Here is a 12,493-nt window from a genome sequence, read left to right as displayed (position 1 = left end):
GCCCTCACCTGTTTCGTGGCCGGGGCGATAATTCGCAGGTGCGAAGATGGTTCCAACGCCAGAAATCGCCATTTCTGTCGGAAATGGCGTCGGTTGCCGGAAAATCGGAGGATTTCCCTTCAAAAAACAAAACGCACCGGAACCGGAAGACCGGCGCCGATGCGCTTTGAGCAGGGCTTACTGCCTTGCCAGTTCATTTGACCGCTTGTTGGCTGCCGGTCTTCTAGGTGGCCGGCTTGGCCGCAAGGCAGACGAAATTCATGTGTTCTGACGCGTTTCCTGGCGAGAACGTCTCCACCTCCGGACCGAAGTCCGAAGACATGCTTCGCGCGAAAACGCTTGCGAATTCTCAGAGCCGATACAGGATCTGGTCGGTCCAGAACCGCTCGAGCCGGTGCAGCGACTTGTTCAGCGTCGCGAACTCCTCGTTCGAGATGCCACCGACCTGCTCCACGGTCTTGACGTGCTTCTGGTAAAGCGCATCGACGATCTTGCGGATCTCCTGGCCCTGCGCGGTGAGGCGAATGCGGACCGAGCGACGATCGACGCGCGAGCGCTGATGATCGAGGAAGCCGAGCTCGACGAGCTTCTTCAGGTTATAGGAGACGTTGGAGCCGAGATAGTAACCGCGCGTGCGCAGCTCGCCCGCGGTCAGTTCCTTGTCGCCGATGTTATAGAGCAGCAGAGCCTGCACCGAATTGATGTCGGCGCGGCCGCGGCGATCGAATTCGTCCTTGATGACGTCGAGCAGCCGACGGTGCAGCCGCTCCACCAAAGTCAACGCTTCCAGATAGAGCGGCTGCACCGGAGTTTGACCGGCAGAGCGTTCAGCGGTTTCCACCGCCGTTGCAACGGCTTTGATCATGACACTTCCCCTGTCGTCGTTTTTCGACTTATTTCGACGAAACTTCTGTCCCGCCTGATAGCTTCAACTTAAGGGGGCGGTTTGAAGATCCGCTTAAATAAGACAATAAAGAGATCATGAATTTAACAGAGTGAATTGTGGATTAAGCCCCATGGATCAAGGCTTTTTGCAACATTTCATTGACGCTGCGAGCGCCCTGTTCACGCTTCGTCTGCAAGCCCTGTCGCATTCGGAAACAGGTGCGTCTGAAATCGAAACGCTCGCGTAAGATGTGTGGTGGAACCCTTTACGGCCTTTAACGGTGACCAAATCGTTAGGAAGAAACTTTTTGAAAATTGTACGGGATCGCGTCGCGGATTCTGCACGCGGATGGACTATGGCGGAAAACTGACAGAGTTGAAGGATGCTGCTGCGCTGCTCCCTCGCCCCGCCCTTGCGGGGAGAGGGGTGGGGTGAGGGGCTGCATCCACGAACTGAACTCGTGGATGCAGCCCCTCACCCGGATTGCACCGGACGATGCTTCGCATCGCCGAGGCAATCCGACCTCTCCCCGCGAAGAGCGGGCGAGGTTGGGACAGACGTCCTACGGCGGGCGCTCACGCGCGGCCATCCAGGCGAGCGCGAGATAGGCGGCCAGCATCACCGCCTCAAACCCCACGACCGTCAGGCTGCCGCCGTAGATGCCTGGAAACATCAGCTCGATCACCGCCATCGACACCACCGTGGTGAGCCACACCACCGCGCCCCAAGGCGTCGCGAGCCACAAGCCGACGGCGCCGACGAGTTCGATGACGGCGAAATAAACGGTCGCGGTCTGCCAGGCCATCGACTGGTTTTCGAACGCCTCTTCCTCGCCGCCGATGAAACCCGTGACCTGCGCCCAGTGGTACAGGCCCTTCATGATCGACACGACCGCCATGATGCGCAGGAACAGCACCAGCCGACGCGTCCACACATTGTCGTCGGGCTCGATCCGCTCCGACGACATCGCCGCCATGGACATCGCACCGTCCCTGGCATTGTCCCTCGCCTTGTCCCGGCCCTGATCGCGCGGCGAAACGTCAGACATGGAAGCCGACCCGGAAGCTGATCTGGGGGCTGGCTTCGCAACCGGGGCGCAACGCGTGCTGGAATCTGCTCATGGCCTGATGTCTTGGCCCGGCGGGACGGCAAAATCAATTGCTGATGAGATAGATCAAGGCTCGGTGACGCGGCAGCGGCAAGGTGCTAGAATTGGAACAAATCAAAACCTTCCCTCCGCCTCAAGGAGTACCGTTCACATGGCGATCAAGTTCGGGCGTCCGATCGAAATGCGCGACGCGCCGCGGCGGCAGACCGCCCTCGCCTCCACCCCGCTCGATCTGACCATCCGCCCCCGCCGCAACCGCAAGGCGGAATGGGCGCGGCGGCTGGTGCGCGAAAACGTGTTGACCACGGACGATCTGATCTGGCCGATGTTCGTGGTCGACGGCCACAACACGCGCACGCCGGTGGCTTCGATGCCCGGCGTCGACCGCCTCACCGTCGATCAGGCGGTGCGCGACGCCGAGCGCGCGGCAAAACTGAGCATCCCCTGCATCGCGCTGTTTCCCTATACCGAGCCGTCGCTCCGCGACGAGCACGGCTCCGAGGCGCTGAACCCGAACAATCTGGTCTGCCAGTCGGTGCGCGCGATCAAGAAGGAATTCCCCGAGATCGGCGTGCTGTGCGACGTCGCGCTCGATCCCTTCACCAGCCACGGCCATGACGGGCTGATCGAGGACGGCAAAATCCTCAATGACGAGACGGTGGCGGTGCTGGTGAAACAGGCGCTCGTGCAGGCGGAAGCCGGCTGCGACGTGATTGCGCCATCGGACATGATGGACGGCCGCGTCGGCGCGATCCGGGAGGCGCTGGACGAGGCAGGTTTTCTCGACGTGCAGATCATGTCCTACGCGGCGAAATACGCCTCCGCCTTCTACGGCCCGTTCCGCGACGCCATCGGCTCCGCCAAAACGCTGACCGGCGACAAGCGCACCTACCAGATGGACAGCGCCAATTCCGACGAAGCGCTGCGCGAGGTCGAGCTCGACATCGCCGAAGGCGCCGACATGGTGATGGTGAAGCCCGGCATGCCCTATCTCGATATTGTCCGGCGGGTGAAGGACACGTTTGCGATGCCGACCTTCGTCTACCAGGTGTCCGGCGAATACGCGATGATCGCGGGAGCCGCGGCCAATGGCTGGATCGACGGCGACCGCGCAATGATGGAAAGCCTGCTCGGCTTCAAGCGCGCCGGTGCGGATGGCATTTTGACGTACTTTGCGCCAAAGGCGGCGGAGAAATTGAAGGCCGAAGGCTGATTCCCGCGCTCTCTCACGTCATTGCGAGCGAAGCGAAGCAATCCATAGCGCCGCAGACCGCATAGATGGATTGCTTCGTCGCTTTGCTCCTCGCAATGACGGGGTAAGAGCGGACGTCCCTCCCGCCGAATATTGCGCGCTGTTAATGGTCGCAGCCCCCTTGGCGCAGGCCCCGCCGGTTCCCATGTCACGGTCTGGAATATCGGCCTGGAGGACGGACCATGTCTTATAGCGGTTCTGGCAACACCGGCGGCGGCCCTTCAAATGCCGGCGGCTATTCAAACGCTGGCGGCCCTTCAAATGCTGGCGGCGCCTGGCGGAACGATGGCGGGGTGCCGCCGCATGCGTTCGATCCCTATTCGCAGCCGGAACTGTTTCGCGGCGTGCTGACGCGACGGGTATTTGCGTTCCTGATCGACCTCGTGGTGCTGTCGGTGCCCGTCATCCTCGGCTACATCTTCATCTTCCTGTTCGGCATCGTTACGCTGACATTGGGCTGGATGCTGTTCTGGCTGGCGTGGCCCGCCACCATCGTGTGGGCGATCGTCTATTACGGTACCTCGATCGGCGGCCCGCATTCGGCGACGCTGGGCATGCGCGCGATGGATCTGGAGCTGCGCACCTGGTACGGCGCGCCGGGCTATTTCGTGCTCGGTGCCTGCCATGCCGTGCTGTACTGGCTCTCGGTCTCGTTCCTGACGCCGCTGGTGCTACTGGTCGGCCTGTTCAACAGCCGCCGCCGGTTGCTGCACGACATGATCCTGGGAACCGTGGTCATCAACAGCTCGGTTCGTACCCAGGTAGTTCCCTCGGCACGCAGCAGCTATTGAGCGAGTAGCAAACTATTTGACCGCCCGCCTTCCGGGCGCGATGTTAGAGCCGGTCGGGCCCCACGATGAAATCGGGGCCGGCCGGCGCTTTTTTCGTTCTGACGCGTTTTCTTAACGGGAACTGGTGTCTACTTCGTTCGAAAGCGCTATGGTTGATTTGTTTCGGAGGCGTGACGACCCGACGTGACCCAACACTCGCGTGATACCCCGCAATTCTACCTGACGGCGCCCTCGCCCTGCCCCTATCTGCCGGGCCGGCACGAGCGCAAGGTGTTCACGCATCTGGTTGGCGACAAGGCCGGCGACCTCAACGACCTGCTGACCCATGGCGGTTTCCGCCGCAGCCAATCGATCGCCTACCGTCCGGCCTGCGACCAGTGCCGGGCCTGCGTCTCCGTGCGCGTTATCGCCAACGAATTCCGCCCCTCGCGCAACTTCAAGAAAGTTTTGGCGCGCAACGCCGACATCGTCGGCGAGCAGCGCAGCGCGGTGCCGACGTCGGAGCAATACTCGGTGTTCCGCGCCTACCTCGACAAGCGCCACCGCCATGGCGGCATGGCCGACATGACCGTGCTCGACTACGCGATGATGGTGGAAGACAGCCATGTCGAGACCCGCATCATCGAATACCGCAAGCGCGGCGTCGATACCGGCATCACCGGGCGCGGCGAGGAGCTGGTCGCGGTGGCGCTGACGGACGTGCTCAGCGACGGGCTGTCGATGGTGTACTCGTTCTTCGAGCCGTCGCAGCACAGCCGCTCGCTCGGCACTTTCATGATCCTCGACCACATCACCCGCGCCCGCCGGCTCGGCCTGCCTTACGTCTATCTCGGCTACTGGATCGAGGGCTCCAAGAAGATGGACTACAAGGGCCGCTTCCTGCCGCAGCAGCGGCTGGCGCCGTCAGGCTGGCTGCGGGTAGATGCATCGGGCGAAATGCTGTCCGAGCCGCAGGATTGAATCACAAGACCTCATCCTGAGGAGCCGCCAACGGTCGCGCGAATGCGCGCCCGATGACAGGCTCCGCGGCGTCTCGAAGGATGAGTGGCACGGGCGGGGCCACATGGTTCGAGACGCGCGCAAGATGCGCGCTCCTCACCATGAGGGGCAATATCCAGCGCGCGGCTAGATCACCCGAAGAACGCGTCGAACAGCAGCTTCACGTTCAGCGCGACGATGATTCCGGCGACGATCCACGCCACGGCAGCCACTGCGCGCGGAATGACGAACTGGCCCATCTTGCGGCGGTCGGAAACGAACTTCACCAGCGGGATCACCGCGAACGGCAATTGCATCGACAGCACCACCTGGCTGAACACCAGGAGCTGACCGGTGCCGCGCTCGCCATAGAGCGCGGTGACGATCACGACCGGAACGATGGCGACGCCGCGGGTGAGTAGCCGCCGCGCCCAACTCGGCAGCCGCAGGTGCAGAAAGCCTTCCATCACGATCTGGCCGGCCAGCGTCGCGGTGACGGTCGAGTTCAGACCAGAGGCAAGCAGCGCCACTGCGAACAGGGTCGAGGCAATGCCGAGGCCGAGCAGCGGCGATAGCAGTTCATATGCCTGGCCGATTTCGGCGACTTCCGTGCGGCCGGTCGCATGGAAGGTGGAGGCGGCGACGATCAGGATCGCGGCGTTGATGAACAGCGCCAGCATCAAGGCGATGGTCGAATCCGTCGTGGCCCATTTGATCGCCTCGCGGCGGCCCTTGTCGTTGCGCTCATAGGCGCGGGTCTGCACGATCGAGGAGTGCAGGTAAAGATTATGCGGCATCACGGTCGCACCGATGATGCCGATGGCGATGTAGAGCATCTCCGGATTGGTGACGATCTCGGGCGACGGCACAAACCCCTTCAGGACGGCAGCTACCGGCGGCGCCGCAGCCACGATCTGAATCGAAAAGCAGATCGCGATCACAATCAGCAGCGAGATGACGAAGGCTTCGAGGAAGCGAAAACCCTTGTTCATCAGGAGGAGCAGCAGGAAGGCATCGAGCGCAGTTATCAGCGCGCCCCAGATCAGGGGAATGCCGAACAACAGGTTGAGCGCGATCGCGGTGCCGATCACTTCGGCAAGATCGCAGGCGATGATTGCCGCTTCGCAGACCACCCAGAGCAGGAAGTTCACGGGCCGCGAGAAGCTGGCGCGGCAGGCCTGCGCCAGATCACGGTCGGTGACGATGCCAAGCCGCGCGGCGAGCGCCTGCAACAGGATCGCCATCAGGTTCGACAGCAGAATGACCGCGAGCAGCGTGTAGCCGAACTTCGAGCCACCCGCGAGGTCGGTGGCCCAGTTGCCGGGGTCCATGTAACCGACCGAAACCAGATAGCCAGGGCCAAGGAAGGCCAGCAGCCGGCGCGACCAATGCCCGCCAAAGGGCACCGAGATCGTGGAATTGACCTCGGGCAAGCTCCGCCGGGCGCCGGCGGCGGCATCAGCGCGCCAACCGGCGGCGGTCGTATCGGCCATCAGCAGACCCTTGGCTTCGGGGGCCAAATCCGGCGTTCGCGCATCCATTTTAGCAAGATGGCTGAACTTCGCTCTTATTGCAACTCATTTGCAACTGCATCTGCCGATCACGAAAACGATAGCCGCCCACCACCTTGCAAAGTACTGAAGAAGTACTTTATGCTGCCTGCATGATAAAGCTTCCGATCGAAACCCCGACGGCGACGCTGCGATACGCCCTCGCCCCCGACCAAGCCGGCATAGCCGCCATCGAAGCAACCTTTGCCGCCTATGACCGGATGATGGCGATTCTCGCCGAGGTTGCCCCGGTCGGCGCCAACCTCGTCGCCCTCCACGCCCAGGCCTATGAGCGGATCCGAACCGAGACTGGACTGCCCGCTCGCCTGGTGACGCTCGGCCTGCGCGACCGCGCCAGTTATGTCGCAGGGTCGCCTACGCGCAAAATCCCGCTCGACGACAAGTTGTTTGCGATCAAGGGACCAACTTCACTGACCATTAGCACTGTCTACGGACGTGTCTTGGTGCCGTTTGAAATCCCCGGCTACCTTGCCGGCTGGGATAGTCCTTTCCCGGCTCATTTGGTTTCGGACGGCCGCGCTTACGAAATCCACATCGCCGTGAAATCGAAATCACCACAGCCGGAGGAGAAGACCATGGTTCACGAGGGTATTCTTGCACGTATGGGTAGACTTCTTGCCGCCATTGCCAGCGAGACGATCGACAATGCCGAGAACAGCAACAAGGTCGCGCTGGTCAAGCAGGCGATCCGCGAAATCGATGCCGGCGCTGACGAAGCGCGCCACGCGCTTGGCAAGTCGCGCGCCGAGGAGTTTCGCCTCAAGCGCCGGCGCCAGGAGCTCGACGCCGAGATTGCCGCGCTGACGGACAAGATTCGTCTTGCGGTTGCAGAAAACCGCGAAGATCTCGCGCGCGCCGGGGTTGCACGGCAAATTGATCTGGAATCGCAGGGTACCGCGCTGGAGCGCGCGATGGATTTCATCGAGCTCGAAATCGACGAGCAGACCAAGGCCTTACAGGCGATGCTTGGCGCGCGGCGTGAAGCCGAGACCCGCCTCGCCGATCTCGAGGCGAGCCTCGAGAAGCACGCGCCGCACGAAACCGGACGCGCCGCTGGCGCGACACAAACAGTGAGTCCCGATCGGGCGATGGCAGCGATCGCACGCGTCACCGGCGTGCCCGCTGCAAGCGTGCCCGGCGACAAGGAGCTCGATGAACTCGACCGGTTGCATCGCGAAAAGGAAATCGCGGCGCGGCTTGAAAGGATCAAATCGCAGCAATGAGTGCCGTGTCCGACCTCCTGCTGGCGCCCGACGTACGTCCCTTCGCAATTGCCGCCGCAATCATGCTGGCGCTCGGCGGCATCGAACTGCTGGCGACGCTGGTCGGCTTCTCGATCAGCGAACTGCTCGGCAAGGAAGTCACGGTCGAGGCCGATCACGCCAATGGCCTCGGCGGCCTGTTCCTCTGGATCAATGCGGGGCGTCTACCGCTTTTGATCCTGATCATTCTCGCGCTCGGCATGTTCTCGATCGCGGGATTCTTCCTGCAAGCGTTGGCGCACGGCGTGGGGATCTCGGTCCCCGTCTCGATCGCGGCGCTCGCCGCGGCGGCCTGCAGCATTCCGGCCATCCGCGTCACCAGCCGCGGCATCGCCAAGATCATCCCGCGCGACGAAACCTATGCGGTGGACGAGGCCGATTTCATCGGCCATGTCGCCGAGGTTTCGATCGGGCCGCTCGACCAGGGACTGCCCGGCCGCGTCCGTCTCAAGGATGTCTTCGGCAACTGGCACTCTCTGGTGGCGCGCGCCAGTCCCGAATCCGTACCCCTCCCGGTCGGCGCCAGCGTGTTGCTGGTCGACCGTGATGCCAAGAGCTTTATCGCCATTTCCGCACCAGCCGACCTCATTGCGCAACAACGTTCAGACAGGGCTTGAATATGTGGGAACTTGCAATACCCGTCACGATTGGCGTAATCGCCGTTCTTGTTATCGGTTTACTGCTTGCCAAACTGTACCGCCGCTCGACCCGCGATGAAGCCTACGTCCGCACCGGACTCGGCGGCCAGAAGGTCGTGCTCGATGGCGGTTCGATCGTCCTTCCGGTGTTCCACTCGGTCGCCGCAGTCAATCTGAAGACGCTGCGGCTGGAGGTTGCCCGTGGCGGCCCGGACTCGCTGATCACCAAGGACCGCATGCGCGTCGATATCGGCGCCGAGTTCTATCTGCGCGTCAAACCCGATACTTCCTCGATCGCGCTTGCCGCGCAGACGCTCGGCAGCCGCACCCAAAATGCAGGCGAGCTGCGCGAACTGATCGAGGCCAAATTCGTGGACGGCCTGCGTTCGGTCGCCGCCACCATGAACCTGGAAGAGCTGCAGGAGCAGCGCGCGACGTTCGTGAAATCGGTGCAGGACGCCGTCGGCGCCGACATCCAGAACAACGGCCTTGAGCTCGAATCAGTGTCGCTGACCCGTCTCGACCAGAGCGATATCAAGCATTTCAATCCGAGCAACTTCTTCGACGCCCACGGTTTGACGACGCTGACCAAGATCACCCGCGAGCGCGAACAGGAGCGCAACCAGATCGTCCGCACCACCGAGGTCAACATCGCGCAACAGGACCTCGTCGCCCGCCAGACCACGCTGACGATCGAGGCCACCAAGCGCGAGGCAGAACTGGCGCAGCAGCGCGACATCGCCAACAAGACCGCTGCGATGCGCGCGCAGACCGCGCAGGTCGAGCAGACCGCGCTGCAGAACGAGGCCGAGTACCGCATCCAGCAGGAGCTGGCGGTCGCCAACAAGCAGACCGAAGCCAACCAGCTCCGCGACACCAGAAAGATCGAGGCCGATCTGGCGGTGAAGCGCCGCAACACTGAAATGGAGCGCGACCTGCAGATCGTGGCGCAGGAAAGCGCGATCGCGATCGCCGCCAAGAGCAAGGAACAGTCTGAGGCGCAGACCATCGCCGAGACCGCGCGTGCGCTCGCAATTGCGGCCGAGGAAAAGGTCACCACCGCCAAAGCCGTCGAAATCGCCGAACGCGACAAGATCATCAACGTGATCGCAGCGCGCAAGGCCGCCGAGACCGAGGCGATGCCGATCACCGTGATGGCGGAAGCCGAGAACCAGGCCGCGAACAACAAGGCGGAAGCCATCACCATGCTGGCCAGGGCCGACGCCGAGGCGGCGACCACCCGCGCGGCCGGCGTCAAATCGCTCGGCCAGGCCGAGGCCGAGGTGGCGGCGTTGAAGGCGGAAGCGCGCAACAAGCTCTCGCAGGCGTTGATCGACTACGACCTGATGATGGCGCGCATCAATGTCATCCCGAGCGCGCTGGCCGAAGCGGTCAAGCCGATCGAGAAGATCTCCGACATCCGGATCTTCGACACCGGCGGCATGCTCGGCCGCGGCGGCGGCAATGGCGCGATGAACGGCCATAGCAACGGTCTTGGCCTTGGCGATGGCCTTGCTGCGCAGTTGCTGTCGGTCTCCGCGTTCAAGCCGATCATCGATAAGATCCTCGCCGAGGGCGGCTTCGCCGCCGGTCCGGACGCGCTGACCACTTTGACCAACGCGCTGGCCGCGCAGCAGCTCGCCAGTCCGGCCGAATTGCCGGCCGTGATTGATACAGATGACGATGCGGTCGCCACACCGCCCGCGACTATCTCCGGGCCGGGCAAGGCGACGCTCGGGCCGAAAACGTAACCAAGCGGCCGAAACGGCCATTCAACTCAATTCAAACGGGGCCCGCTGCGGTAACGCGGCGGGCCTTTTTCCTGCGCCGATCCTTGCCGGGGAACAGATGGCGACCTGCTGGGTGGACAATTCCCTTGTTGCAAATGCCTCTCATTAGTGATCAATTGCAAATAATTCGCAATTGCAACTGAGGAGACGGCAGAAATGCGTCAGTTCAAGCGAAGTTGGGACGGAGACCACGACTTTCGCTTCGGCGATTTTCCCGGCCATTTGCCGCACCGACCGCATGGCCCTCATGGCCCGCATGAGTCTCACGGCCCACATGGGCCTCACGGCCCCCATGGCCCGCCGTGCTATCCGGATGCCAAGCCGGCAAAAGTCGAATACCGCAGTTTCGACGGTTCGCAGAACAACCAATCCGATTCCAGCCTCAACGCCGCCGGTACCGAATTCGCGCGTATCGGCGAGGCGCATTTTGCCGACGGCATTTCCGTCCCGCTCGGCGGCAACAATCCGCGCACCATCAGCAATCTTGTCGTGGGCGCCGGCGACCCGGACGTGGCAAACCCGGAAGGCGTCTCCGCGTTCATGTACGCCTGGGGTCAATTCATCGATCATGACATGACGCTGACCCGAACCGATGGCGTCAACGATATCAGCGTCGCGGTCCCCGCGGGCGATCCCGTGCTTCCCGCCGGCACCATCATCCCGATCACCCGCGCCGTCGTCGATCCCACGACCGGCGCCGGCACGTCCAATCCCGCCATGGCACTCAACTCCAATACCGCCTGGCTGGACGCCTCGATGGTCTATGGATCCAACGCCGCGACCGCCGCCAGCCTGCGCACCGCCGACGGCCACATGTTGACGTCGGCCGGCAACAACCTGCCGATCGTTGACGGCATGGTCGTCGCCGGCGATGTCCGCGCCGCAGAAAATCCGGCGCTTACCGCCCTGCACACGCTGTTCGTGCGCGAACACAATTATTGGGTCGACAGACTGCACCTTGCGCACCCGAAATGGAGTGGCGACCAACTCTACAATCACGCCCGCGCCATCGTGACGGCGGAAATCGCCAACATCACCTACTCGGAGTTCCTGCCCAACCTCGTTGGCAAGAATGCGCTGACGCCCTACGACGGCTATGACCCCAGTGTCGATCCCCACCTGACGCTGGAATTCGTCGCCGCGGCGTTCCGCTTCGGACATTCGATCGTGTCGGGAGAAACCGAAGGGCTTGCGGAAAACGGCGAAGTCATCGCCGGCTCCGAGGAAGACCTGAAAGACGTATTCTTCCAGCCGGCGGCAAACTTCAATGACGATGGCGGTGCCGACGGACAATTGCGCCACCTGGCGGCCGATCCGTCACAAGCACTCGACGCGCGCATCGTCGACGACCTGCGCAATTTTCTTTTCGATCCGCCGGTATCTCTCGATCTCGCCGCGATCAACATCCAGCGCGCGCGCGATCTTGGCCTCGGCACGCTCAACCAGACCCGTGAAGCACTCGGCCTCGAGCCCTACACGGATTTCAGCCAGATCACGAGCGACCCGGAAACGCTGGCCGGACTGAAAGCAGCATACGGCAATGTCAACAATGTCGGCCTGTGGACTGGTGGCCTGTCGGAAAATCATGTGCCTGGCGCGCTCGTCGGCGAAACGTTCCAGGCCATCATCGCGAGGCAGTTCGAGGCCTTGCGCGATGGCGACAGGTTCTGGTTCGAGAATCAGGGGTTTGATTCCAAGACCTTGTCCGAAATCAAAGGCACGACGCTGGCAGATATCATTCTGCGCAACACCGACACCGAGCATATCCAGGACGATGTCTTCGTCACCTATGCGCGGCACACCGGCCTTGCCGGCGGCGTGGAGTCCGAAGATCCCGAAGCGCGCCAGATCGTCATCGGCTCCGACGGCACCGACACGCTGATCGGCGGTCCGCAGAGCGACTATCTGTTCGCCGGGACCGGCAAGCAGACCATGACGGGGAACGGCGGCGCGGATCGCTTCGTGTTTGATTTCGGATCCACCAAAGCTGAGATCACCGACTTCGATCCAGGCATCGACATGCTGGTGTTTGAGAATGCCGGCCGTCTGAACTTTTGTGATGTGAGGATCTGGGGCGACCACGGGAACACGGTGGTCCAGGTCGGCGACGACCGGATCGAACTGACCAGCGTGCGGCCCCATGAACTCACAAAGCACGATTTCCTGTTCGACGTTTGATCCTTCTGCTTGCCGGGCATCCACGCTCTGCCAGCACCC

The 12,493-nt window shown here is 62.6% G+C and carries 10 protein-coding genes; 7 read left to right on the top strand and 3 right to left on the bottom strand.

All coding sequences use genetic code 11. The features are described from left to right. Positions 1-349: 349 nt before the first annotated feature. Both IVA95_RS09075 and IVA95_RS09070 read right to left on the bottom strand, forming a co-directional pair. Positions 350-865: a MarR family winged helix-turn-helix transcriptional regulator gene (locus IVA95_RS09075; RefSeq protein ID WP_028345688.1), complete on the bottom strand. Its 516-nt coding sequence runs from the start codon at positions 863-865 to the stop codon at positions 350-352. Positions 866-1,448: 583 nt separating this feature from the next. Beyond that, on the bottom strand, positions 1,449-1,934 hold the full coding sequence (locus tag IVA95_RS09070) for a DUF6163 family protein (protein ID WP_247510200.1): 486 nt from the start codon (positions 1,932-1,934) through the stop codon (positions 1,449-1,451). A 211-nt stretch (positions 1,935-2,145) separates the two neighbouring features. On the opposite strand from IVA95_RS09070, the gene hemB reads away from it, so the two are divergent. The 3 genes from hemB (at position 2,146) to IVA95_RS09055 (ending at position 4,997) form a co-directional block, all read left to right on the top strand. Then, positions 2,146-3,207 carry a porphobilinogen synthase gene (hemB, locus tag IVA95_RS09065; protein WP_247510199.1) on the top strand — a complete coding sequence of 354 codons (1,062 nt, stop codon included), beginning with the start codon at positions 2,146-2,148 and terminating at the stop codon, positions 3,205-3,207. 221 nt (positions 3,208-3,428) lie between these two features. Then, complete coding sequence (locus IVA95_RS09060; RefSeq protein WP_247510198.1) at positions 3,429-4,037, top strand: RDD family protein; 609 nt, start codon at positions 3,429-3,431, stop codon at positions 4,035-4,037. 183 nt (positions 4,038-4,220) lie between these two features. Further along, entirely contained in the window at positions 4,221-4,997 is a 777-nt protein-coding gene (locus tag IVA95_RS09055; protein WP_247510197.1) for an arginyltransferase, read from the top strand. A 170-nt stretch (positions 4,998-5,167) separates the two neighbouring features. Here the strand turns inward: IVA95_RS09055 and IVA95_RS09050 are convergent, their stop codons facing one another. Continuing rightward, positions 5,168-6,556, bottom strand: coding sequence for an Nramp family divalent metal transporter (locus tag IVA95_RS09050; protein WP_247510196.1), 1,389 nt, complete (start codon positions 6,554-6,556; stop codon positions 5,168-5,170). Between the two features lie 122 nt (positions 6,557-6,678). Here IVA95_RS09050 and IVA95_RS09045 point away from each other — a divergent pair, with 122 nt between their 5' ends. From IVA95_RS09045 to IVA95_RS09030, 4 genes are all read left to right on the top strand, one after another. Continuing rightward, positions 6,679-7,809 (top strand): PspA/IM30 family protein, encoded by a 1,131-nt coding sequence (locus IVA95_RS09045; RefSeq protein ID WP_247510195.1) that lies wholly within the window; start codon positions 6,679-6,681, stop codon positions 7,807-7,809. Further along, a complete protein-coding gene (locus IVA95_RS09040) occupies positions 7,806-8,465 on the top strand; it encodes an OB-fold-containig protein (protein ID WP_247510194.1) in 660 nt (219 codons plus the stop codon). Before IVA95_RS09045 ends, IVA95_RS09040 begins: the two co-directional genes overlap by 4 nt. Before the next feature lie 2 nt (positions 8,466-8,467). Continuing rightward, entirely contained in the window at positions 8,468-10,237 is a 1,770-nt protein-coding gene (locus tag IVA95_RS09035) for a flotillin domain-containing protein (RefSeq protein ID WP_247510193.1), read from the top strand. Between the two features lie 195 nt (positions 10,238-10,432). After that, complete coding sequence (locus IVA95_RS09030; protein WP_247510192.1) at positions 10,433-12,454, top strand: peroxidase family protein; 2,022 nt, start codon at positions 10,433-10,435, stop codon at positions 12,452-12,454. The last annotated feature ends 39 nt before the right edge of the window (positions 12,455-12,493 follow it).

The organism is Bradyrhizobium sp. 157 (genome assembly GCF_023073815.1).
GTDB lineage: Bacteria > Pseudomonadota > Alphaproteobacteria > Rhizobiales > Xanthobacteraceae > Bradyrhizobium.
This window is presented reverse-complemented; position numbering and strand designations above follow the sequence as displayed.

What these genes read in the sequence shown, in the direction of transcription:
- IVA95_RS09075 (WP_028345688.1), bottom strand. Translation starts at nt 865, where the DNA reads ATGATCAAAGCCGTTGCAACGGCGGTGGAAACCGCTGAACGCTCTGCC.
- IVA95_RS09070 (WP_247510200.1), bottom strand. Translation starts at nt 1,934, where the DNA reads ATGTCTGACGTTTCGCCGCGCGATCAGGGCCGGGACAAGGCGAGGGAC.
- hemB (WP_247510199.1), top strand. Translation starts at nt 2,146, where the DNA reads ATGGCGATCAAGTTCGGGCGTCCGATCGAAATGCGCGACGCGCCGCGG.
- IVA95_RS09060 (WP_247510198.1), top strand. Translation starts at nt 3,429, where the DNA reads ATGTCTTATAGCGGTTCTGGCAACACCGGCGGCGGCCCTTCAAATGCC.
- IVA95_RS09050 (WP_247510196.1), bottom strand. Translation starts at nt 6,556, where the DNA reads ATGGATGCGCGAACGCCGGATTTGGCCCCCGAAGCCAAGGGTCTGCTG.
- IVA95_RS09045 (WP_247510195.1), top strand. Translation starts at nt 6,679, where the DNA reads ATGATAAAGCTTCCGATCGAAACCCCGACGGCGACGCTGCGATACGCC.
- IVA95_RS09040 (WP_247510194.1), top strand. Translation starts at nt 7,806, where the DNA reads ATGAGTGCCGTGTCCGACCTCCTGCTGGCGCCCGACGTACGTCCCTTC.
- IVA95_RS09035 (WP_247510193.1), top strand. Translation starts at nt 8,468, where the DNA reads ATGTGGGAACTTGCAATACCCGTCACGATTGGCGTAATCGCCGTTCTT.
- IVA95_RS09030 (WP_247510192.1), top strand. Translation starts at nt 10,433, where the DNA reads ATGCGTCAGTTCAAGCGAAGTTGGGACGGAGACCACGACTTTCGCTTC.